19 protein-coding genes and 1 tRNA gene are annotated in these 22,128 nt (G+C 57.9%); 16 read left to right on the top strand and 4 right to left on the bottom strand.

Going from position 1 to position 22,128, the window contains the following annotated elements; translation table 11 throughout:
• Positions 1-132: 132 nt before the first annotated feature.
• The 7 genes from RUESEDTHA_RS13695 to aspT all read left to right on the top strand — a co-directional run bounded on the left by RUESEDTHA_RS13695 (position 133) and on the right by aspT (position 9,276).
• The gene (locus tag RUESEDTHA_RS13695) at positions 133-699 is read left to right on the top strand and encodes a nuclear transport factor 2 family protein (RefSeq protein WP_180887352.1); all 567 of its coding nucleotides are present in this window, start codon (positions 133-135) and stop codon (positions 697-699) included.
• Complete coding sequence (locus RUESEDTHA_RS13690; protein WP_180887351.1) at positions 696-2,390, top strand: hydantoinase B/oxoprolinase family protein; 1,695 nt, start codon at positions 696-698, stop codon at positions 2,388-2,390. Before RUESEDTHA_RS13695 ends, RUESEDTHA_RS13690 begins: the two co-directional genes overlap by 4 nt.
• The gene (locus tag RUESEDTHA_RS13685) at positions 2,387-4,447 is read left to right on the top strand and encodes a hydantoinase/oxoprolinase family protein (protein WP_180887350.1); all 2,061 of its coding nucleotides are present in this window, start codon (positions 2,387-2,389) and stop codon (positions 4,445-4,447) included. Before RUESEDTHA_RS13690 ends, RUESEDTHA_RS13685 begins: the two co-directional genes overlap by 4 nt.
• A complete protein-coding gene (locus tag RUESEDTHA_RS13680) occupies positions 4,448-5,068 on the top strand; it encodes a cysteine hydrolase family protein (RefSeq protein ID WP_180887349.1) in 621 nt (206 codons plus the stop codon).
• Positions 5,065-5,931 (top strand): oxaloacetate decarboxylase, encoded by an 867-nt coding sequence (locus RUESEDTHA_RS13675; RefSeq protein ID WP_180887348.1) that lies wholly within the window; start codon positions 5,065-5,067, stop codon positions 5,929-5,931. Before RUESEDTHA_RS13680 ends, RUESEDTHA_RS13675 begins: the two co-directional genes overlap by 4 nt.
• Positions 5,915-7,282: an FAD-dependent oxidoreductase gene (locus tag RUESEDTHA_RS13670; RefSeq protein ID WP_180887500.1), complete on the top strand. Its 1,368-nt coding sequence runs from the start codon at positions 5,915-5,917 to the stop codon at positions 7,280-7,282. Before RUESEDTHA_RS13675 ends, RUESEDTHA_RS13670 begins: the two co-directional genes overlap by 17 nt.
• Positions 7,283-7,575: 293 nt before the next feature.
• Positions 7,576-9,276 (top strand): aspartate-alanine antiporter, encoded by a 1,701-nt coding sequence (gene aspT, locus RUESEDTHA_RS13665; protein ID WP_180887347.1) that lies wholly within the window; start codon positions 7,576-7,578, stop codon positions 9,274-9,276.
• A gap of 260 nt (positions 9,277-9,536) precedes the next feature.
• On the opposite strand, the gene RUESEDTHA_RS13660 is transcribed toward aspT, so the two are convergent.
• The 4 genes from RUESEDTHA_RS13660 to RUESEDTHA_RS13645 form a co-directional block, all read right to left on the bottom strand.
• Positions 9,537-9,613 (bottom strand) — tRNA-Arg (locus RUESEDTHA_RS13660).
• Between the two features lie 64 nt (positions 9,614-9,677).
• On the bottom strand, positions 9,678-11,060 hold the full coding sequence (locus RUESEDTHA_RS13655; RefSeq protein WP_255431735.1) for a HAMP domain-containing sensor histidine kinase: 1,383 nt from the start codon (positions 11,058-11,060) through the stop codon (positions 9,678-9,680).
• Between the two features lie 18 nt (positions 11,061-11,078).
• Entirely contained in the window at positions 11,079-12,497 is a 1,419-nt protein-coding gene (locus RUESEDTHA_RS13650; RefSeq protein ID WP_180887346.1) for an NAD(P)/FAD-dependent oxidoreductase, read from the bottom strand.
• A gap of 4 nt (positions 12,498-12,501) precedes the next feature.
• A complete protein-coding gene (locus RUESEDTHA_RS13645; RefSeq protein WP_180887345.1) occupies positions 12,502-13,233 on the bottom strand; it encodes a TVP38/TMEM64 family protein in 732 nt (243 codons plus the stop codon).
• A 297-nt stretch (positions 13,234-13,530) separates the two neighbouring features.
• Between RUESEDTHA_RS13645 and rpmH the strand changes: the two genes are divergently transcribed.
• The 9 genes from rpmH (at position 13,531) to yihA (ending at position 21,933) form a co-directional block, all read left to right on the top strand.
• Positions 13,531-13,665, top strand: coding sequence for a 50S ribosomal protein L34 (gene rpmH, locus RUESEDTHA_RS13640; RefSeq protein ID WP_005980833.1), 135 nt, complete (start codon positions 13,531-13,533; stop codon positions 13,663-13,665).
• A 25-nt stretch (positions 13,666-13,690) separates the two neighbouring features.
• Positions 13,691-14,116 carry a ribonuclease P protein component gene (rnpA, locus tag RUESEDTHA_RS13635; RefSeq protein ID WP_180887344.1) on the top strand — a complete coding sequence of 142 codons (426 nt, stop codon included), beginning with the start codon at positions 13,691-13,693 and terminating at the stop codon, positions 14,114-14,116.
• A complete protein-coding gene (gene yidD / locus RUESEDTHA_RS13630) occupies positions 14,113-14,370 on the top strand; it encodes a membrane protein insertion efficiency factor YidD (RefSeq protein ID WP_219635857.1) in 258 nt (85 codons plus the stop codon). The genes rnpA and yidD overlap by 4 nt, the downstream gene beginning before the upstream one ends.
• Before the next feature lie 56 nt (positions 14,371-14,426).
• Positions 14,427-16,043 carry an acyl-CoA dehydrogenase family protein gene (locus tag RUESEDTHA_RS13625; RefSeq protein ID WP_180887343.1) on the top strand — a complete coding sequence of 539 codons (1,617 nt, stop codon included), beginning with the start codon at positions 14,427-14,429 and terminating at the stop codon, positions 16,041-16,043.
• A 44-nt stretch (positions 16,044-16,087) separates the two neighbouring features.
• A complete protein-coding gene (gene ttcA, locus RUESEDTHA_RS13620) occupies positions 16,088-16,981 on the top strand; it encodes a tRNA 2-thiocytidine(32) synthetase TtcA (RefSeq protein WP_180887342.1) in 894 nt (297 codons plus the stop codon).
• A gap of 70 nt (positions 16,982-17,051) precedes the next feature.
• Positions 17,052-18,596, top strand: coding sequence for a bifunctional diguanylate cyclase/phosphodiesterase (locus tag RUESEDTHA_RS13615; RefSeq protein ID WP_180887498.1), 1,545 nt, complete (start codon positions 17,052-17,054; stop codon positions 18,594-18,596).
• Positions 18,597-18,719: 123 nt separating this feature from the next.
• Positions 18,720-20,549 (top strand): membrane protein insertase YidC, encoded by a 1,830-nt coding sequence (gene yidC, locus RUESEDTHA_RS13610; RefSeq protein WP_180887341.1) that lies wholly within the window; start codon positions 18,720-18,722, stop codon positions 20,547-20,549.
• A complete protein-coding gene (locus RUESEDTHA_RS13605) occupies positions 20,546-21,283 on the top strand; it encodes an MOSC domain-containing protein (RefSeq protein ID WP_180887340.1) in 738 nt (245 codons plus the stop codon). Before yidC ends, RUESEDTHA_RS13605 begins: the two co-directional genes overlap by 4 nt.
• Positions 21,280-21,933 carry a ribosome biogenesis GTP-binding protein YihA/YsxC gene (yihA, locus tag RUESEDTHA_RS13600; RefSeq protein ID WP_180887339.1) on the top strand — a complete coding sequence of 218 codons (654 nt, stop codon included), beginning with the start codon at positions 21,280-21,282 and terminating at the stop codon, positions 21,931-21,933. Before RUESEDTHA_RS13605 ends, yihA begins: the two co-directional genes overlap by 4 nt.
• The last annotated feature ends 195 nt before the right edge of the window (positions 21,934-22,128 follow it).

The raw sequence follows: 22,128 nt of genomic DNA, 5'->3' as shown, positions 1-22,128 counted from the left end.
TTCACAGCGCCTCCGATCGTAGAACCGGAACTCTAAAAATCAAGCTTTAGTATTATTTCAACTCAAAAAATAGTCTTACAATTATTTTTAAACCTGTATTACAAATAATACAACAACCGGAGGAGCTTTTGCATGCCGATTGTCGAATTGCATGTGATCAAGAGCTATAGCGCACAAGAAAAACAACGGCTTGGCGTGGCACTGACCAATGCTGTGCGATTCGTAGTACCTGCTGCGCCAGAGCTTGTGACCGTCGTGATCCACGACATTTCAGACCAGAACTACTATCGCGGCAGCAAGAGCAGACAGCCTGCTCGGGCCAAACAAGACCCCGAGCAAATCGTGCGCGCTTTCCTGGCCGAAATGGGTGATCGCGCGCTTGAAAGCGCCCGCAAAAGGCTCAGCTCGGACTTCGTGATGCAATTTCCCGGAACTGCGCCCATGCGTGATCTGGAAGATCTCAGAAACTGGGCAGCCACCCGGTATCACCGCATCGCAAAAACCTACGACGGGTTCGACGCCATGCAAAGCGATGGCGACGCTGCGATCGTTTATTGCAGGGGTACGTTATCCGGTGAATGGACTGATGGTTCACCATTCGAAGGCATCCGCTTCATTGACCGGTTCGAGATACAGAACGATCTGATCACACGTCAGGATGTCTGGAACGATATCGCAGAAACAAGGGCGCAGGCATGATCGAAATTGACCCCATCACCCTTTCTGTTCTTGCAGGCCGCATGGAGCAGATCGCCGACGAAATGGACGCCACCCTGTTTCGGGCGGCTTTCAACCCGATCATTGCCGAAGCGCATGACGCCAGTCATGGGCTTTATTCGGCAACGACAGGCGACACTCTGATTCAGGGCAAATCCGGTTTGCCAATCTTTGTGGGCGTGATGTCCTTTGCGGTGAAGGCCGTGATCGAAAAGGCAGCCGCGGACGGCGATCTGGAAGACGGTGATATCTATATCTTCAACGATGCGCATATCGGCGGCACACATCTGTCCGACATGCGTCTGGTGCGTCCTTATTTCCGCAATGGCACGTTGTTCTGCTATCTCGCGTCGGTTGGGCATTGGCATGATGTGGGCGGCGCTGTACCCGGAAACTATAACCCGGCTGCGACCGAAGTTTTTCAGGAAGCCTTCGTTCTGCCGCCTGTTAAGTTGGCGCGCAAGGGCGAAATAAATCAGGACATAATCGACATTCTTCTGCGCAATACCCGCCTGCCGCAATCAGCGATGGGTGATTTGAACGGGCAATTGGGCGCTTTGGATCTTGGGGTCCGGAGAATGGACGAGCTGCTGGATGAATACGAGGCTGACACGGTCTCAGCCGCACTTGCGGCGCTCAGCGATCGGGCCGAAGCTCTGATGCGGTCCGAGTTGCAGGAACTGCCGGACGGCCGGTGGGAGACCGAGGATTTCCTCGATAATGACGGGATCACAGATGAGCCGCTTCGCATCAAACTGGCGCTTGAGATCAAGGACGATCAAATGGTGCTGGATTTCACGGGCTCATCCCCACAATGCGCCGGGCCTGTGAACATTGCCCTGCCGACGACCGTTGCGACCGCCTATGTGGCAATCAAACACGTCTTTCCGGCGCTGCCTGCCAACGCCGGGGTAATGCGCCCCATCGACGTCATCGTGCCCGAAGACAGCCTGTTGTCAGCCAAGTTCCCTGCCCCCACAGGTGGATACACGGAAACTATTCTGCGGATGATCGACGTGGTATTCTCGGCCTTTGCCAACGCCGCACCGGGTCGGGTTGTCGCCAATGCCTATGGGACAATCAATGCACTTTCCATTGCTGGGAAACGCTCAAACGGACAACCATGGGTGATGTTCAGCTTTTACGGTGGGGGCCACGGCGGCTCGGTCGAAAGCGATGGGTTGAATCACGGCAACGCTCCGATCTCGACAGCAACTATCCCGCCGATGGAAATTCTTGAAGCCGCCTATCCGGTCATGTTCCGTCAATGGGCTTTGCGCCCGGACAGTGCAGGTGCGGGCACCCATCGGGGCGGACTTGGGGCCATCTATGAGATTGAAGTACTTGAAGAAAATGGCGCTCAGGCCTTTTTGTTTGGCGAACGCGGCAAGTTCGCCCCGAAGGGGATCGCCCAAGGCGGCGACGGGGCGATGAATGTCTTCACCTATGAACAGGACGATGGGTGGAAGGCACCGCCCCTGGTTTCAAAAATGAGAGGGATCGAGTTGAAGCAAGGACAAGCGGTTCGCCTTGAGACACCCGGTGGCGGTGGTTATGGCGCTGCAGGCCACCGTTCACCTGAAGCGATCGCTCGGGACGTTGCACGCGGGCATACAAGTGCCGAACAGGCGGATCAGGACTATGGCCCCGCATGGCGCGAGGTGACACCATGAGCGGGCGTATGATCGGTGTGGACGTTGGCGGCACGTTCACGGATGTCTTTGTTCTGAACGAAGCGGACGGCAGCGCAACCGTCGCCAAAGTTCCCACCACACGCCCGGATCAGTCGGGCGGGTTTCTCGACGGGATCGGGCGCGAGGTGGAAGACCTATCCGAGATCTCTGTTGTCGTACATGGCACCACAGCGGGCACGAATGCTCTGCTGGAACGTAAAGGGGCCAGAACGGGCGTTATCTGCACCGAGGGCTTGCGGGACGTGTTGGAGATGCGCCGCAGGGATCGGCCGCGCACTTGGGGGCTGCGCGGTGATTTCGATCCCGTTGTGGATCGTCGCGACCGTCTGGAGGTGCCCGAACGCACGCTGGCGGACGGCACCATTCGCACGCCGGTTGATTTGGACGCCGTGCGCAAAGCGGCAAAGCAATTGCTTGAACAAGGGTGCGAAGCTGTCGCGATCCTGTTCGCCAATGCCTATGCCAACCCAGATAACGAAGCCGCTGCTGTCGCGGCCATACGCGAAATCTGGCCAAATCCACATGTGTCGGCCTCGTCAGAAATCCTGCCGGAAATCCGTGAATTCGAACGATTTTCAACCACGGCACTGAACGCCTATCTGCAACCCGAGGTCTCGGGCTATTTGACCCGCTTGGAAAACGCCCTGCGATCCGGCGGGTTCGATGGTGAATTCATGATTGTGCAATCCAATGGTGGCGTCATGGGGGTCAACACCGCGTCCCGCCTGCCAGTGCGCACGGCGCTGTCTGGTCCCGCAGCCGGTGTGATTGCGTCAGGCTACATCGCGCAATCGGCGGGCTTTGACAACGTCATCACCGGGGATATGGGCGGCACCAGCTTTGATGTTTCGTTGATCTCACAAGGGCAGACCATGCTGTCGGCCCAGACCTCCATTGATTTCGGGATGGTTGTGCGCAACCCAATGATCGAAATAACGACCATCGGCGCGGGAGGAGGGTCAATAGCATGGGTCGACAAGGGCGGATTACTGAACATCGGCCCTGAAAGCGCAGGATCTAATCCCGGCCCGGTCGCCTACGGCTTTGGTAATGATCGCCCGACGGTAACGGATGCCAACGTCGTGCTGGGTCGTATCGACCCGGACAACCCGATTGGTGGCAAACTGGAAAGGCTGGACGTAGAGGCCGCTGGCAAAGCCATTGATATCCACGTCGGCGAACCTTTGGGTTTGACGAGGCTTGAGGCGGCCGAGGCCATTTTGCGTGTTGCCAATTCACGTATGGCCGGGGCGATCCGGCTTGTAAGCATCGAGCGCGGCTTTGACCCCAAGCGTTTTGCCTTCATGCCGTTCGGCGGTGGCGGCGCGTTGCACGCCGGGGCGATGCTGGCCGAAGTGGGGATCGCCCGCGCCATCGTTCCGCGTTATCCCGGCGTCACTTCGGCACTGGGCTGCGTGATCGCGGATATGCGGCAAGACTTCGTGCAGACCATCAACACATTGGTCACGCAGTTGAATCAGGCTGCTTTGGGCGCGTTCATGCAAGAACACGTGGATCAGGGAATGGCGCTTCTTGATGCCTCGCGGACCACGTTCGAAAGGCGTGAGGTTTCATTCGAGCTGGACATGGCCTACGTGGGTCAAACGCATACCGTACCGGTATCGCTGACTGTGAAGATGACAGACGGCAAGGTGACCGCGCCCGGCAAAGCCGATATCGAACAAGCCTTTGATACGGCTTATCACGCCACTTATGGAAGACTGCTGAAAAACGGTGTGCGACGCATCCTGAACCTGCGCAGCGCGGTTACGGGCAAGCGGCCGAAATTCGATCTTTCGTCCCTTGCTCCGGCAACGGAAGGCAAGGTTGCGCCCTCGTCGACGCGCAAAGTTCATTTTGGCAACGCCTGGCATGACACGGCCATTTTTGATCGCCTGTCTTTACCGGTTGGCACTGTAATCAAAGGGCCAGCCATTCTGACCCAACCGGACACGACCGTTCTGATCGAACCAGATTTTCAAGGGCGCGTAGACTCCTTTGGCAACACGATCATCGAACCACAGGGGGAGGACTGAATGAGCGAACCAGAAACTTGGGACCCGCGCAAAACGGCGCTGCTGACCATCGACCTTCAGAACGACTTTATCCATCCTGAAGGTGCCTATGGCCGGGCAGGTCAGTCAGCCCAAGAAATCGCGGCACTTCCCGAACGCATCGCCCCCTTGGCGCGAAAGCTGCAAGCCGCTGGCGGGCGCTATTTTTCAGCGCAATTTACACTTGTGCCGGACCGCAACGGTGAGCCGTTGATCGCACCGCATCTAAAGAAACTGCGCCCGTTTCTGACCAAAGGCGACTTTGCGCCGGGCGGATTTGGGCACAGTCTGGTCGATACCCTGCAACCTTGCGATTTCGTCATCGAAAAAGTGGCCTACTCGGCCTTCTACCAGACACGGCTGGAATATCTGATGCGCGCTTTGGGTATCGAAAACCTGATCGTCGGGGGTATCGTGACCAATGGCGGCGTGGCCTCAACTCTGCGCGATGCCCATCTGCGGGACATCGACACCGTTATGCTGACAGATGGGTGCGCCGCATTTCGGCAAGAGGTTCACGATGCAACGCTCCTGTCGCTGGGCACTGTTACACACCAGCGAAATTGCGATCACATGATGAACTGGCTGGAGGGAGCCAAATGAGCCTTAAGTCCCGCCTGAAAAACAAAGAAATTCTTGTCGCCCCCGGCGTGTATGACGGCTTGACCGCATCTCTGGCCGAAAAAGCTGGTTTCGAGGCGCTGTATCTAAGCGGTGCAGCCGTTGCCTACACGCGGTTGGGCCGCCCCGATATCGGACTGTCCACCGCGTCCGAGATGGCAGACACCATGACCCTGATCGCAGACCGGGTCTCATTACCTGTTATCATCGACGCTGACACCGGTTTTGGTAATGCGCTCAACGCCCAGCGAACCATGCGCCTGTATGAACGCGCCGGCGCATCTGCGCTTCAAATCGAAGACCAGACCTATCCAAAGCGTTGCGGGCATCTGTCGGACAAGTCGCTTATTCCCGCGCAGGAAATGGCTGGGAAAATCGCAGCGATGGCCGACGCGCGCGCCAATAATGACACCCTGATCATTGCCCGAACAGATGCCATCGCCGTCGAGGGCTATCGGGCCGCCACCGACCGCGCGGAAATCTATCTGGAGGCTGGTGCAGATGTTCTGTTCCTCGAGGCCCCTCAAAGCCGCGAACAACTTACATCCATCGCCGATCAATTTGCCCCGCGCGTCCCCCTTTTGGCGAACATGGTCGAAGGCGGCGCGACCCCGATACTTGGCGCCAACGATCTTGAGGCACAGGGATATTCCATCGTCATTTTCCCCGGCGGGATTGTCCGGGCTTTGGCCAAAACCGCTCAGGCATACTATCAAAGTCTGGCTGTCAACGGTTCAAACAAGCCTTTTGCCCAGAATATGTTCGACTTCGGCGGTCTGAACGAAGTCATCGGAACTGCCGAGATGCTGGAAGCTGGGGCCCGCTATGATGACACCCAGGGTTGAGAGCGTTCCGCCGGACCGGTTCGATCTGACGACCGGCACGCTGATCATCGGCGCAGGGGCTTGTGGTCTGGTCGCCGCCCTGTCGGCATCGGAGGCTGGACAGGACGTGCTGGTCATTGAGGCCGATCCAGTTCCAAGCGGTTCAACCGCGTTGTCCGCAGGGTTGATCCCGGCTGCGGGCACAAAGCTTCAGCAGGCAGCAGGGATCACGGATGATGCCGCACTTTTTGCGCGTGATATCCAGACAAAGGCACATGGCGAAAACGAGCAAGCTCTGGTCGATCTGTTGGCCAGCAACGCCGCCGAAGTCATCGACTGGCTGTCTGAACGCCACGCCCTGCCCTTTTCGGTTGTCACGGATTTCGACTATCCCGGTCACTCGCGCCGCCGGATGCACGGGCTGCCGTCACGGTCGGGCCAAGAGCTGATCGACGCCCTACGCAGCACTTGCGAGCGTGAAGGTTTAGACATCATCTGCAATCGACGGGCGGTAACGCTGTATCGGGATCAAGGCCGGATCTTGGGTGTGGCCGTGACCGGCCCGGACGAAACCGTTGAAACCATTGCGTGTGATCGCCTCATTCTTGCCTGCAACGGTTTCGGTGGCAATCGCGCCTTGGTGTCCGCGCATATGCCCCAGATCGAAGAGGCGCTTTGGTTCGGGCACAGCGGCAACCGGGGCGAGGCCATCGTTTGGGGAGAAGGGCTTGGTGCAGGGCTTCTGAACTTAAGCGCCTATCAGGGTCACGGAAATGTCGCACACCCTCATGGGATATTGATCACGTGGGCGGTGATCACCGAAGGCGGTGTACAGGTGAACCGCAATGGCCACCGTTTCTGGAACGAAGCGCAGGGCTATTCGGAAGCTGCCCGTGCGGTCCTGGCGCAGCCCGGCGCAGAGGCCTTCGCCATTTTCGACGACCGTATCGCTGCGATTGCGCGCCAGTTCGAGGATTTCAAGCGCGCAGAAGACTCAGGGGCAATTCAATCCGCTGAGACCATCGAAGACTTGTCAAAAGCACTGAGTTTGCCGTCTGCGGTTTTGGAGCAAACCATTCACGACATTCCTACCGGTCAAACGGATGAATTTGGCAGGTCCTTTAACCAGCCGCCTTTAGCACCGCCTTACAAAGGCGTTCGCGTCACTGGCGCTTTGTTTCACACCCAAGGCGGTTTGCGGGTCGATTCCTGCGCGCACGTTCTCAAAGCTGACGGTATTAAATTCGCCAACCTCTACGCAGGCGGCGGCGCGGCTGTTGGCGTGTCTGGCAAAGGGGACAGCGGGTATCTTTCCGGAAATGGTTTGCTGAGTGCCGTTGTGTTAGGTCGAATTGCGGGCCGGATCGCTTAATATCAGGCTTTGCACCTGAATTTTCCGATCATTTCTAACTGTAGGCAGGAATGCAGCCTCGTCGTGTTTCGGGTTCGGAGGCCAAACTAAAACGCCAATTTGAATGACAGGTAAATTTCACCTTTCAAAAAAAGACGCTTCCGTTTCTCCCGTCTTTATCTGTTCTTGATGCAAGCTCATTCTAGGTGTTTTATCCACATGACGCTGGTCGTCATAATTTTCCAGTCGTCATAATAGTTACGCTATGTATCTTGAGCAAAACGGACCATTTGAACGACCCAGGAGATTTCATAATGGAATTGATTACTGAACAGCTACGGGCATTTCCGATCATGGCGCTGTTTCTTTGTCTGGGCCTTGGATACGGTCTTGGGAAGTTTCGGGTTGGCAAATTCGAACTGGGCGGCATCGCCGGAACCCTTCTGGTGGCAGTTTTTGTGGGCCAGATCGGTGGCATCAACCTAAGCACCGATGTTCAGAACGTTTTCTTTTCTCTCTTTATTTTTATGGTTGGCTACAATGGTGGGCCTCAGTTTTTTGCAGCCCTGAACCGAACCGCACTGACGAAACTTCTGGCCGCGTTTATGATGACGCTTTGGGGGCTGTTCTTTGTCATCGTCGTCGCCCGATTAGCTGGGTTGGACAAGGGCTTGGCGGCCGGGCTGGCCGCCGGGGGGCTGACCCAATCCGCAATCATTGGTACCGCAGGAAACGCGATAGACCTTTTGGGGCTGGCCGCGGACGAGGCTGAGAAACTGAAAACCAACATCGCCGTCGGGTACTCGGTGACATACATCTTTGGCTCAATCGGCCCAATTCTGGCGGTAAGCGTTATTCCAATCATAATGCGCGTCAACCTGAGGCAAGAGGCAATAAAGCTTGCTCAGAAACTCAGCGGCGGGGGCCGCAAACTGGAAGAAGGTGAGTTTCTTCCGATGAACCGCTTCGACGCCCGCGCTTATAGGGTAAATGCGGATGCCTCGGTTTCCGGCCAATCGGTCAAGGCGATCGAAGGCGCCTATAACGGTGATCTGATCGTCGAAAAGCTGCTGCACGATGGGGTCCCGGTGGACCCGACCCCTGAAATTGTTGTCACGGCAGGCGACGTTATTGTCGTATCTGGTCTGGTCACAACCCTGACCCAGTTCGAGGGCACCGCAAGCGGTGAGATTGGCGAATACCCGCCCGAACTGACCGTTGTCGAAGAACGCCGCAATGTTGTTGTCACCAATCGCAAGCTGGCGGGCAAGACTCTGGCCGAAATTCGCGAAGCGCTAACAGCGGATCAGCGCCGCGGTGTACATATCTCCAAGATTACGCGGGTTGGTCACGACGTACCGGTTCTGCAAAACACCGTGATTCAAGCAGGCGACGAAATCAGCATTGTCGGCCACAAGGACGACCTGAACCGGGTGGCGAAAGAGGCTGGATATGTTCCCCCTTCGGCTTCGGTCACCAATTTCATCGCGTTGGGGATCGGTGTGGCAGTCGGCTATCTGATTGGTGAGATCAGTTTTGTCATCGCAGGGACAAAAGTCGCGCTTGGCTCGGGCCTCGGCTGTCTCGTGACCGGGCTGATCATTGGATATCTGCGTGTTCGACAACCCAAGATTGGCGGCATCAACCAAGGGGCCGCGAATTTTCTGCAGAGCTTTGGTTTGGCAGTTTTCGTCGGGGTCGTTGGTCTGAACGCTGGCAAACCCGCTTTGGAAGCGATTCAGCAATATGGCGTCATACTGCTGTTGTTGGGTGTTGTTGTCACTCTGATGCCCATGATCGTTCAGTTCCCAATTAACTATTATGTCCTTCGGATCAAAAACCCGATTGAGGCCTGCGCGGTCGTGACAGGATCACGCTCGGGCAACCCGGGTTTTGCCACGCTGTTAGAGAAGGCCGGGAACTCGACCCCTACGCCAGCATTCACCATGACCTATGCGGTTGCGAACATTTTCCTGACGCTATGGGGGCCACTGGTCGTCGCGTTTGTGCCTTAGGGTACAAAGGCAGGATCACGATGTTTGCCCCCCAGGACCGGCATCGCCCTCGAACAATTACATCTCTGAATCACCAGGGGTTGGGCATGAAGCCAAAACTCTGAACTGCAACGCCTTGGGGCCATGCAATTGCCACTCAACGGGGACCAACTGGGATAATCGTGAACATCCAACAAGCCCCGCTCGCGCGGCAAAAGCCATAATTCACACAGGCTAAAAGAACCCTATGCAGATCATCGAAATTTGAGGAAATCACCAAGTGGCGGACCGAGGAGGATTCGAACCCCCGACCCCTTGATTCGTAGTCAAGTACTCTATCCAGCTGAGCTATCGGTCCGCGTTGGTGAGGCGCTATGTAGACCCGGTGTTCGGGACGTGCAAGTCGATTCTGCAAAAATAATTCAAAAAGTACCACCGCCCCGTGGAAGCCTTATTTCAAACCTTGTTCCGTCTGGGCCGGTTTCGGCAAGAACCAGATCGCCGCCGTGCCCACGCACCAGTTCCTGCGAGATCGCAAGCCCAAGACCAGAGCCGCCTTTACGCACCCCTCCCTGAAACGGGGTAAACAGGTTTTCGCGCGCCTTCGGTGGCAAGCCGGGGCCTGTGTCCTTCACCTCAAGGTACCAACTGGCCTCATCCTCATAGCCGGAAATCGTGATATTCCCAGGTTTCGCCGACGCGACCAGCGCCTGACGCGCGTTGCGAACCAGGTTCATGATAACGCGGAACATCTGTTCGGGATCAGCGCGCGCCACAAGATCCTCTGGCACCTCGTTAAGGATTTGCACACAGCCTCCAGTAACGGACAGCAATTCGCTGGAGACAACGTCATCTGCCACGTCACGCAACGGCACCATCGTCAGCGTCGGCGCCGGCTCTTCCGCGCGCCCAAAGGCCAATGTGCTTTCGCACAGGGAAACCGCGCGGGTGATCGAATTCACCAGTTTGGGCGCCATACGCCGCACCAACGGGTCATCGCTTGCTTCGATCCGGTCTGTGAAAAGCTGCGCCGACGTCAGGATGTTGCGAAGATCGTGGCTAACCTTGGCCACTGCACCGCCCAGTTGCGCAAGGCGCTCGCGTTGCTTCAGGGCTTGGGTCAGTTCCTTCTGCAACTGTTCCAGCGCCTCTTCTGCCTCGCGCAGTTCAGTCACTTTCGAGTTGGGCGAGATGATTCCCCGCGCATCCTCGGGCGCGCCAGCATAGCGTTGCATGTAACCTACGACGCTTTTGATCGGCTTCACCAGAACAACGCGCACAGCCAGAAACAGGAAAAACGCCGTGATAATCGAAATTACGAAAGACAGCCCCAGAATACGCAGCCCGTAATCTGTCATCGCCATGCGCAGCGGTTCGCTGTCTGTTGTGACTTCGATCAGCAAGCCCGCGTCTTTCACCGGCTCACCTATCACGCGGATCACCTCGTTTTCTGGGGTGAACAGCCGAGCCACCGCGTCGCGGATCAAAATCCACGGAGTCGCGTCGCGCAGGTCGTAGGTGTTGGTGATCCGATCAGGAATGGGCGAGGACAGCATCAACTGCCGCACCTCATCGCGGCGCAGCACCACGTTATAGACACCCGCATTGGCCAGCAATTCTGCCTCAAGATCATCAGCCAGCATGTCGTCGGCCAACAGCGCCAGGGATGCGATCTGGGCGCGTTCAAGACGGTTTAGCAGGAAATCCTCGCGGAAACGCGCGATCGAGGGGACAAAGATCAAAATCTCGGCCAACATGACGAAGACCGTGGTCAGGATCAGAAATCGGCCTGACAGAGAATTCAATCTGCTCTCCCTTCCCGGTCAGGGCAGCCAGCGCTGGACGAACCTGACCACTTGTTTAACCGTCTGATTCTCAAACAGCCTTGGCGAGAAATAGGCACCCGCCACCCGTTTGTTAAGTTCTCCGATCGTCGGATAGGGCGAAACCATCGCGGCGATCTGTCCCATCTTAAGGTTATTGGCCAATGCCAACGACCACAAGTTGATCAACTCTCCCGCCTGATGCCCAACGATTGTCGCACCGACCGGGCGGCCTTTTACGACCATGACCTTAATGAAACCTTTCGTTTTGCGTTCGGAAATGGCGCGGTCGTTATGGTGATAGTCAAAGCGCGCGATTTCCATATTGTCGCCATGCTGCGCGCGGGCCTGCGCCTCGGTCAGGCCGACCTGTGCCAGCTCAGGGTCAGTATACGTGGCCCAAGGGATATGCGCGGTTTTCGCTTTGGAGGGCAGCCCGAACAAGGCCGAGCGGATGATGATACCCGCATGATAGCCCGCCACATGGGTAAATTGCAGACCGCCCGCCACGTCGCCGATGGCATAGACTTTCTTATTGGTGGTGCGAAGCGCGTCATCCACCTTGATACCTGTCCGTGTGGGTTCGATCCCCGCCGCCTCAAGGTTCAGCCGGTCGGTATTGGCCTTGCGCCCTGCGGCCAGCAACAGGTGCGAGCCCGCGTAAATCTGTCCGGTTTCGGTCACAACTTCGACCTTCCCGTCCGCGCCGCGAATTTGGGCGACCATAGCCTGCTCGTGGATCTCGACGCCCTCAGCACGCAATGTGTCCAGCACGATCGCCGCCGCCTCGGGGTCGTCCTTGCCCAGCGCCTGCATCCCTTCGATCACGGTGACTTTGCAGCCCAGACGGATATGAGCCTGCGCCATCTCCATCCCGATAGGGCCACCACCGATGATCAGCAGATGCTCGGGCTTGTCGCGCAGGTCAAAGATCGTCTCGTTGTTATAATACGGCACCTGATCCAAGCCGGGAATCGGCGGCACCAACGGCGACGAGCCGGTCGCGATTACCACCCGCCGCGCAGTGATCAGGTGGTCGCCCGCCTGTACCTGCGTGGGCGAGATGAACTGACCATATTCACGGATCACCTTGACGCCAAAGCCTTCGAACCGCTCCTGACTATCCATCGGCTCGATCTGGGCAATCACGTCATGCACGTGGTCCTTGGCGGCGGCATAGTCCACCTGTGGCACCACATCCGCCACGCCCAGCGCCGAGGCATGAGCCTGCCCAAAAGCCGCCTTGCCACTGGCGATCAACGCCTTGGACGGAACGCAGCCAAAGTTCAGGCAGTCACCGCCCATCTTGTGACCTTCCAGCAAGATGACGTCCGCACCCATCTGGCTGGCACCGGCGGCCACAGACAAGCCACCCGACCCGGCGCCGATCACCAGGATATCTGTCTTCAGCTCTTGCATGGGGTCAGGCGTCCTTTTTACCACGTATCGCTTTGATAACTATCGGCAAAGCCGCCAGCACACACAAGCCGATGATCGGGCCAATCACGAAAGGCTCCCACAGCAGCGACACATCCGGCGTCTCGCCCCGGTCAAACACACCGCCGAGGCCGACACCAATCCAAGTATAGACGATGCCCCCGGGAATGATGCCCAGCGCAGTGGTGATCAGGAAGTTGCGGAATTTGACGCCCACCAGCGCGGGCACCAGATTGGCCACGAAAAACGGTACCACCGGCATAAGGCGCAGCAGGAACAAGACCGAGATTTCATTCTCGCGCAGCCCATCCTTCAGCTTTTTGACAGTACCTTCCGATGATTCCAGACGTGCGGTCAGGGTTTCCCCAAGCCCCCAGCGTGCTGCCAAAAAGATTGCGCAGGCGCCGATGGTCGCGGCAAAGACGTTAAAGACCGTGCCTGCAAGCAGGCCAAACAGGAACCCCCCTGTCATCGAAGCCACCGCCGCTCCGGGCAATGAAAATGCAACGATCACGATATAGATCGCAACAAACGCACCGGCCATGGCCCAGAAATGGCTGTCACGCCATTCCAGCAACGCCTCGCGGTTGTCACGCAACGTTTCAAAGGTCAGGTAATCGCCCAGTGTGAAAAACCCCACCGTGGCCACAGCGAGAATCACCAGCAAAGGAATATGCCGCGTAAGCCCAGCGCGGGGGGCCTGCGTTGTGTCGCTCATGAGGCTGTCCGATTTTGTACGTTTCATCCTGCCCCCAACATGCGACGTCTGACGGCTCGACAACAGGGACCTCACGCTGCGTTGATGTTTACGGTAAGGAATGTGAGGGTTTGAGGCAGTAAAACCCCCAAATTGAAACCTTTCGGCTTGCGCGGCTACAGAATTGTTGCAAAAGGCATGAAAACCCCCACCTAGGGGTTTGACTTACCCCCCGCTACCCAGTAGAGGACGGGCTTCGAACACTAGGGCCAGGCGAATCCGCGCCGCACCCGACCGCTATAGATTGGAGACGGAGCGATGAAACGCACCTATCAGCCTTCGAACCTGGTTCGCAAACGCCGCCACGGTTTCCGCGCGCGCATGGCCACCAAGGCCGGCCGCAAGATCCTGAATGCACGTCGCGCACGCGGCCGCAAATCGCTGAGCGCATAAACCGCTCACCGATCAGGTTATGAACATGACGCCGCCGGAGGCCCCTGAGGATGGTAACAACCAACCGAGGGTGAAGCCCCCGGCGGCGTCCGTTTGCGCGCCTGAAACTCTGCTCATCCTCAAAAAACGGTCCGATTTCCTGAAAGCCGCGCGCGCGCGCAGGCAGGGGACACCGTCGATGATGGTTCAGGCCCGAAAGCGCGCCGATGATGAAGCAGACGGAATTCGCGTCGGTTTTACCTGCTCGAAGAAAGTTGGCAATGCCGTGGCACGCAATCGCGCCAAGCGCAGACTGCGCGAGGCGGCTCGCGCGGTCCTACCGGACAGTGGGGAAAGCGGTTGGGACTATGTCCTTATAGGTCGCGCCGAGGTCACCGCAGGACGCCCCTATGACGCGCTGCTGGGCGATTTGCGATACGCGCTGCGCAAAATTCACAGCGCGAAGACGTGACGCTGCTTTCCCATATCCTCGCCCTGCCCATCCGGATCTATCGGTTGGTTTTCAGCCCTTGGGTCGGTTTTAACTGCCGGTATCAACCAACCTGTTCGGCCTATGCCCTTGAAGCGTTGGAAAAGCATGGCCCGGTAAAGGGAACCTGGCTGACTATCCGGCGCATCGGGCGCTGCCACCCCTGGGGCGGGGATGGTTATGATCCCGTACCGGGCTGTTCGGACTGTGAACGCTCTTCCCACGACCCGCAGTAACACTTGACCCGTTCCGATCCGCGCTGAACAGTTGCCCTATTCAGCCGGAGGCTCAAATGACATCCCAGGCGCGTCACACTCTGCCCACGCATGACGTCGTGAACCAACCTCCTTTGCGCGGTGACAGCGACCTTTGGGTGGCTGATCCTGTTCTCCAAAACCTTCTGCACAATTTCGGTGCGCGCGCCGACCCGGTATCGACCTATGGTGACATACTGGGCCGCGCTGAAACGCGCGAGTTGGGGCGCGAGGCCAATCGGCACACGCCTGAACTTGTGCCGTTCGATCAAGGTGGCCGTCGCATCGACGAAGTCAGATTCCATCCCGCGTATCACCAGATGATGGAGATCAGCCAATCCGCTGGCTATGCAGCGTTGGCCTGGGACGGACAACCCGGTGGCCACACCACCCATGCGGCAATGGTGTATTTGGCCAGTCAGGTCGAGCCCGGACATTGCTGCCCGCTGACTATGACCTATGCCGCAATTCCTGCAATCGAAGCTGACGCACACTTGGCCTCGATCTGGCGTCCAAAACTGTCCGCCTTCGGCTACGACGGGACGATCAACCCCATATCTGACAAAAGCAGCGCCACGCTGGGCATGGCAATGACCGAGAAACAGGGCGGCTCGGATGTGCGGGCCAACACAACAACCGCCACACGGGACGGCGATCACTGGCGGTTGCGCGGGCACAAGTGGTTCTGCTCGGCCCCAATGTCAGACGGGTTCCTGACCTTGGCGCAGGCTCCGGGCGGCTTGACCTGTTTCCTTGTCCCCCGGTGGTTAGAAGGAGAGCGCAACGCGATCCATCTGATGCGCCTGAAAGACAAGCTGGGGAACAAGGCGAACGCTTCTTCCGAGATCGAGTATCATGACGCGCTGGCTTTTCAGCTTGGTGACGAAGGGTCCGGAATACGCACGATTCTGGAAATGGTGCATCACACCCGGCTGGACACCGCCATCGCCCCGGCCGGATTGATGCGCGCCGCGTTGACCGAAGCCCACCACTGGGTCTTGCATCGCAGTACTTTTCAGCGTCGGCTGATCGACCAACCGTTGATGCGCTCCGTTCTTGCCGATTTGGTACTGGACTGGGAAGGGGCGTTGACGCTGGGATTGCGCGTGGCCCAGGCGTTTGATGGCGTTTGCGCCGAGGACCGCGCCTTTGCCCGCATTGGCGTCGCACTGGCCAAATTCCTGAACAACAAACGCTGTCCTGTCGTCGCCGTAGAAGCCATGGAGGTATTGGGGGGCATGGGATATGTCGAAGACACGCCCTTGCCGTTGATCTACCGCGAAGCCCCCCTGAACGGGATCTGGGAAGGGTCGGGGAACGTGATCTGCCTCGACATCCTGCGAACGTTGACGCAAGAGCCGCTGGCCGCCGAGGTTCTGCAAGCGGAACTGAACGCCGCAACGGGTGCGGATCGGGAATACGACGCCGCGCTAAAATCACATCGCGACCGCTGGCCGGGCATCCCACCCGAAGCCGAGGCGCGTTGGTATGCTGAACGCACGGCGCTTTTGCTAACTGCGTCCCAGTTGCTGAGACACGCGCCCGGTCCCGTGGCCGATGGTTTTGTCGCCACCAGAATCGCCGAACACAGCGGTCGGATCGCGGGATCGGTCGCAGGTCTGGACACAAACGCGCTGCTGGGGCGCTTGGGATGACCCGGCCACTTGCCGGGTTCCGTCAACTATTGTAGGGGCTGCGCATGTTTGACGAAGCTGACGATATCCACCCGCTCTTTGCTGGCGCGCCCTCGACCACCGAGTTCAAGAAGCTGCGCAAGCGCATCGTGCGCCAGACCCGCGAGGCGATCGAGCAGTACGGGATGATAAGTCCGTCAGCCCACGACAAGGATGGCAAACCCCCTCGTTGGTTGGTCTGCCTGTCGGGCGGCAAGGACAGCTATACGCTTCTGGCGGTACTTTATGAGTTGAAGTGGCGTGGCCTGCTGCCGGTTGATCTGCTGGCGTGCAATCTGGATCAGGGTCAGCCGGGCTTTCCCGCCACTGTTCTTCCTGAATTTCTGGAACGGATGGGTGTTCCCCACCGGATCGAATATCAGGACACATACTCTGTCGTGATGGACAAAGTTCCGCAGGGCCGGACGTATTGCGCGCTATGTTCACGCCTTCGCAGGGGCAATCTGTATCGCATCGCGCGCGAAGAGGGGTGCTCGGCCGTTGTTCTGGGCCATCACCGCGACGATATCCTTGAGACGTTCTTTATGAACCTGTTCCACGGCGGACGTCTGGCGACGATGCCACCCAAACTAGTGAATGAAGAAGGCGATCTTTTTGTCTTCCGCCCACTGGCCCATGTGGCCGAGGCAGATTGCGAGAAATTCGCCAACACAATGAACTATCCCATCATCCCCTGCGACCTGTGCGGCAGTCAGGACGGGTTGCAACGTCAGCAGGTTAAACAGATTCTGGATCAATGGGAAAAGAACAGCCCCGGACGCAGACAGGTGATGTTCCGCGCGCTGACCAATGCAAGGCCCTCGCACCTGCTGGACCCAAAGCTGTTCGATTTCGAAGGTCTGGGCCTGAACTCTGACAAAAATGACGAAATTGAGGGCAAAATTCCTCAGTTGCGTTAACGACTGACTCAGATAGGTTTTCTACGGTTACCCTGAGCGTGCGATGCCCAAGGGAAAGGCCGGAAACCTGATGTGGAAACATTTCTCTGTTAACAGAGCTCTCGATTTTCTAGCCACCGTGTTCAGCGGACCATCCGTTCTGGCATTTGCGCCGGCGATCTGCCTTGCTGCGTTTTGGATAGGCGGGGAGCGTACGCTTGTTCTCGTGGCCCTCATTCTGCCTGTGGTGATCGCTGCAATCATGGCGCTTGTCCGCAAGGTCCAACCCGAGTCCACCGATTTGAACGCAGCCAGCGGCCTGATGGCCATTGATTTGTTCGCCGCAGAGATGGAGGGCTTTTTTGAGGCCAGCCGAAACATGCAGGAGGACTCTGCCTGCATGATTGTCGCACTGGACGGGTTTGCCGACATTTTAGACCTGCATGGTCAGGCGGCGGCAAATCATTTGGCAGAACAGTTCTGTGACCGTGTCCTGTCGTCGATCTGCACGCATGACATCACGACAAGACTGGATCAGAACTCGGTCGCAATCGGCTTGCGCCCGTCCAGTCATCTGGATCTTGAAGCGTGCATTCAAATGTCTGGCCGCATTCAAGCCGCCATAGACGAACCGATCAGCGTAAACGGTGCCAGCATTTATGTTTCCTGTTCCATCGGCTTCTGCCTTTTGTCCAGCGTTAAGGAAGAGGGGTTCGACTCCTGGATCGACGCAACGAACGCAGCCCTGAGCGAGGCGCAGCGAAACGGACCATCAACGATCCGTGCCTATTCCAGCGAAACCCGCCGCAGGTCGCGCACACGGGCGAACCTGCGCAAAGAATTCGAGGCCGCGCTGGACAGCGGTGAAATCCGCCCATGGTTTCAACCTCAGATATCCACAGACACCGGCAAGGTAACTGGGTTCGAGGCCCTTGCCCGGTGGGAGCATCCCCAAAAGGGCGTCATCGGCCCGCAGGTGTTTTTGCCCTTTGCCGAGCAAGCCGAATTGATGGAGCGATTTGGGCAGGCTATGCGCCACCACGCCTTCGCGGCGATGCAGAAATGGGATCACGCCGGGATCGGTGTGCCCCGGATCGGCATCAATTTCTCGTCCGACGAACTGCGCGACCCTGCCCTGATGGATCGGCTGAAATGGGAACTGGATCAGCATGACCTTACCCCTGACAGGCTCGCGGTAGAGATCCTTGAGACCGTGTTTTCCCGGCACCCCGATGACGTGATTACCCGAAATGTAATCGGTCTATCCAGCTTGGGTTGCTGCATTGATCTGGATGATTTCGGCACCGGCCATGCGTCGATCGCGTCTATCAAACGCTTCGACGTGTCCCGGATCAAAATCGACCGCTCATTCGTCGCCAAGGCGGATAAGGATGCCAGCCAGCAGCAACTGGTCAGCGCGATTCTGACGATGGCGGAAAGGCTGAACGTGGAAACTTTGGCAGAAGGTGTGGAAACCCCCGGGGAACATGCATTGATGGCACAATTGGGCTGTGATCATGTTCAAGGGTTCGGGATAGGCAAGCCAATGCCGTTTGAAAAAACTCTGGACTGGATGGCTGCGCACCGGAACAAGGTCGGGGGTGTACCCAGGATCGGGCGTCAGGCGGGGTCATAAACGCGAAATTACGCCACAAAAGCCTTATACGCGACGATAGCAGGGGCGATTCCGCTTGACCTTTGGGGCTGCACTCTGTTGAACCCACCGGGTGTGTTTCACTGCTTAAGGTGGCTGTCCCAGATGGACGATCAGAATAAGAATCTCATCCTCGCAACCGCGCTCAGTTTCCTCGTGATCCTCGTTTGGTTCGTGCTTTTCCCGCCGCCCGAGCAGGCCACGTCACCGGAACAGTCCGAAATCAGCGCGACCGAGGCCAATGAGGTTCAAACCCCCAGCGCCACGGGTACCGGCGCTGTAGGTGAAGCAACCACTGCGGCCGAAGAAACACTGCCCGACGCACAGGCCCCGCGAGTTCAGATCGACACGCCCCGTCTGGAAGGCAGCCTGTCCCTGTCGGGTGGGCGCATCGACGAGCTGTATCTAAAGGATTACAAGGTTTCGATCGAAGAAGGCGCGCCGATTGTCGAGCTTCTGTCCCCGGTCGGGTCTGAATCTGCCTATTACGCCCTTTATGGCTGGGCACCGGGTGCCGGTGTCGCCGGCACGGATGTGCCCGGTCCGAACACAGAGTGGTCCTTGGAACAAGGTGAAACTCTTGGCGTAGACTCTCCTGTCACGCTGAAGTGGGACAACGGAAACGGCCTGACCTTCCGCCGCACAATCGCGGTGGACGAAAACTATATGTTCGAGGTCACCCAATCCGTTGAAAACAACACCCAAGCCGAAGTCGGCATGGCCCCTTACGGTATTCTGGCCCGTCACGGTATCGGCGAGGATGGTGATCTGCCCGGTCTCAAGAACTTCTTTATCCTGCATGAAGGCGTGATGGTCATGGCCGACGGAGTTCTGGACGAGATCGACTATGGCGATGTCCGCGATTTCGACATTGACCCCAACGAACGCGCGCAGGCCGAGGTGTTTCAGGTCAAAGAAGGCGGCTGGGTCGGCTTCACCGATCACTACTGGATGACCACCCTGATCCCCGAGGAAGGCTCGGCCTTCAAAGCCGCAGCGAAATACGACGCGCGCCGCAAAATCTATCAGACTGAGACTGTTCTGCCGACACTCACAGTGGCCCCCGGCGCAACCGAACAGGTAACCACGCAGCTTTTTGCTGGCGCAAAGGAATGGGAAACCATTCGCGAGTATCAGGCGGCCGGTGTTCAAAAGTTCATCGACAGCATCGACTGGGGCTGGTTCTATTTCCTGACCAAGCCGATCTTCTGGCTGCTGCACAACATCAATGCCCTGATCGGCAACATGGGCTGGTCGATTATCGGCCTGACCTTGATCATCAAGGCAATCCTGTTCCCGCTGGCGTTCAAATCCTACGTCTCGATGGCGAAGATGAAGGAACTGCAGCCTCAGATGGAAGCCCTGAAAGAGGCCGCAGGCGACGACCGCCAGAAAATGCAGCAAGGCATGATGGAGCTCTACAAGAAGGAAAAGGTGAACCCCGCCGCGGGCTGTCTGCCTATCCTGATGCAGATCCCGATCTTCTTCTCGCTGTATAAGGTGATCTTCGTGACGATCGAACTGCGTCAGGCCCCGTGGTTTGGCCCGTTCCAGGACCTGAGCGCACCTGACCCGACCTCGATCATGAACCTGTTTGGCCTGCTGCCCTGGGGTGGCCCGCAGCCGGACACCCTGATGGCGCTGATCTTCATCGGTATCCTGCCGCTGTTGCTGGGTATCTCGATGTGGCTGCAGCAAAAGCTGAATCCGGCGCCAACTGATCCGACGCAAGCAATGATCTTTGCCTGGATGCCGTGGGTGTTCATGTTCATGCTGGGCAGCTTTGCCAGCGGTTTGGTGGTCTACTGGATTGCGAACAACACGATCACGTTCACCCAGCAATATCTGATCATGAGAAGCCAGGGTTATAAGCCCGACGTGTTCGGGAATATCAAATCCAGCTTCAAGCGCACGCCAAAGACGGATGACAAATGAGCGCAGAAGTAACCAGCCTCTGGCGGCATCCGATCAAAAGCCACGGCCATGAAGCTGTGGAAACCGTAACACTGAACCCCGGGCAGACCATGCCCGGGGATCGTGTTTGGGCGATCGCCCATGAGGCGTCCAAAGCAGACGGTTCGGAATGGGTGCCCTGCGCGAATTTCAGTCGCGGTGCCAAGGCCCCTCAATTAATGGCAATTACGGCGAAACTGTCAGGTGATACGGTGGCACTCAGCCACCCACAGCGCCCTGATCTGAGTTTCCAGCCGGATACCGAACAGGATGCGTTCCTTGATTGGGTAAAACCATTGATGCCCGCTGACCGCGCCGCGTCTGCACGTATTGTTCGCGTGCCCGGGCGGGGAATGACCGACAGTGACTTCCCATCCGTCAGCCTGTGCAACATGGCCTCGCACAGAGCGGTTGAGCAGAAACTGGGCAAAGACCTGTCGATCAGGCGCTGGCGCGGCAATATCTGGTTCAACGGCCTGCCCCTGTGGGAAGAATTCGAATGGCTGGGTCGCGAAGTTCAGATCGGACAGGCCGTGCTGCACGTGCGTGAACGGATCACTCGCTGTCTGGCCACCACCGCAAACCCGGATACCGGTGAACGCGACGCGGACACTTTGGCCGCGCTGAACAGTTGGGACCATCAGGATTTCGGCGTCTACGCCGAGGTGATCCGCGGCGGAGAGGTCAAGTCCGGCGACACGGTTCAGGTGCTATGACAACGCTTCCCTTCCCCCTTGCCGAGACCCCCGACGAATTCTCGCTGGAGCGCGGGCGCAAACTGTTTGCCGGGCCTTCGGAATTCGTCAAAGGCGTTGTGGCGATGAACGGCCTACCTGCTCCGGATCGGCTAGAGGTCTGCTTTGCTGGCCGTTCCAATGTCGGCAAGTCCAGCCTGATCAACGCGCTCACCGGGACCAAGGGTCTGGCCCGCGCCTCGAACACGCCTGGCCGGACACAAGAGATCAACTTTTTCACCCAAGGCCCCGAGCTGTATCTGGTTGACTTGCCCGGCTATGGTTATGCCAACGCGCCGCTCAAGGTGGTGGAAAAGTGGCAGCGGCTTCTGAAACAGTACCTGAGCGGCCGCCAGACCCTGCGCCGGGCCTTTGTTCTTATTGATTCCCGCCATGGGGTAAAACCCGTCGACGCCGAAATCATGAAGTTGCTGGACACCAGCGCCGTGACTTTTCAATGCGTGTTGACCAAAGCTGACAAGGTCAAAGCCAAGGATCGCGAAAAGGTCTTGGATCAAGTGCGCAGTGCATTGTCCAAACATCCCGCCGCCTTCCCGGAAATCGTGTTGACCTCGTCCGAAAAGGGCGACGGGATCGAAACGCTGCGCGCGATAATTGCAGGGCTGGAGTAGCGACGTAGAATCGCGCAGCGCCTCATCGGCAGTTGATACAGGTATTACAGCCTGCTTCCCATTTATCCCACCTACCACCTAAATCCGGCGCGAAGAAATTCACGCCGGAACTCTGCCCTTTTGCCATGAGGTTGGACGCCAGACTTCTCGCACCCACCTCTTGAGGCTTGCTGGCAACGCTGCGGTGAACACGGC

This window comes from Ruegeria sp. THAF57 (genome assembly GCF_903914075.1).
GTDB lineage: Bacteria > Pseudomonadota > Alphaproteobacteria > Rhodobacterales > Rhodobacteraceae > Ruegeria.
This window is presented reverse-complemented; position numbering and strand designations above follow the sequence as displayed.

What these genes read in the sequence shown, in the direction of transcription:
- RUESEDTHA_RS13695 (WP_180887352.1), top strand. Translation starts at nt 133, where the DNA reads ATGCCGATTGTCGAATTGCATGTGATCAAGAGCTATAGCGCACAAGAA.
- RUESEDTHA_RS13690 (WP_180887351.1), top strand. Translation starts at nt 696, where the DNA reads ATGATCGAAATTGACCCCATCACCCTTTCTGTTCTTGCAGGCCGCATG.
- RUESEDTHA_RS13685 (WP_180887350.1), top strand. Translation starts at nt 2,387, where the DNA reads ATGAGCGGGCGTATGATCGGTGTGGACGTTGGCGGCACGTTCACGGAT.
- RUESEDTHA_RS13680 (WP_180887349.1), top strand. Translation starts at nt 4,448, where the DNA reads ATGAGCGAACCAGAAACTTGGGACCCGCGCAAAACGGCGCTGCTGACC.
- RUESEDTHA_RS13675 (WP_180887348.1), top strand. Translation starts at nt 5,065, where the DNA reads ATGAGCCTTAAGTCCCGCCTGAAAAACAAAGAAATTCTTGTCGCCCCC.
- RUESEDTHA_RS13670 (WP_180887500.1), top strand. Translation starts at nt 5,915, where the DNA reads ATGACACCCAGGGTTGAGAGCGTTCCGCCGGACCGGTTCGATCTGACG.
- aspT (WP_180887347.1), top strand. Translation starts at nt 7,576, where the DNA reads ATGGAATTGATTACTGAACAGCTACGGGCATTTCCGATCATGGCGCTG.
- RUESEDTHA_RS13650 (WP_180887346.1), bottom strand. Translation starts at nt 12,497, where the DNA reads ATGCAAGAGCTGAAGACAGATATCCTGGTGATCGGCGCCGGGTCGGGT.
- RUESEDTHA_RS13645 (WP_180887345.1), bottom strand. Translation starts at nt 13,233, where the DNA reads ATGAGCGACACAACGCAGGCCCCCCGCGCTGGGCTTACGCGGCATATT.
- rpmH (WP_005980833.1), top strand. Translation starts at nt 13,531, where the DNA reads ATGAAACGCACCTATCAGCCTTCGAACCTGGTTCGCAAACGCCGCCAC.
- rnpA (WP_180887344.1), top strand. Translation starts at nt 13,691, where the DNA reads ATGACGCCGCCGGAGGCCCCTGAGGATGGTAACAACCAACCGAGGGTG.
- RUESEDTHA_RS13625 (WP_180887343.1), top strand. Translation starts at nt 14,427, where the DNA reads ATGACATCCCAGGCGCGTCACACTCTGCCCACGCATGACGTCGTGAAC.
- ttcA (WP_180887342.1), top strand. Translation starts at nt 16,088, where the DNA reads ATGTTTGACGAAGCTGACGATATCCACCCGCTCTTTGCTGGCGCGCCC.
- RUESEDTHA_RS13615 (WP_180887498.1), top strand. Translation starts at nt 17,052, where the DNA reads ATGTGGAAACATTTCTCTGTTAACAGAGCTCTCGATTTTCTAGCCACC.
- yidC (WP_180887341.1), top strand. Translation starts at nt 18,720, where the DNA reads ATGGACGATCAGAATAAGAATCTCATCCTCGCAACCGCGCTCAGTTTC.
- RUESEDTHA_RS13605 (WP_180887340.1), top strand. Translation starts at nt 20,546, where the DNA reads ATGAGCGCAGAAGTAACCAGCCTCTGGCGGCATCCGATCAAAAGCCAC.
- yihA (WP_180887339.1), top strand. Translation starts at nt 21,280, where the DNA reads ATGACAACGCTTCCCTTCCCCCTTGCCGAGACCCCCGACGAATTCTCG.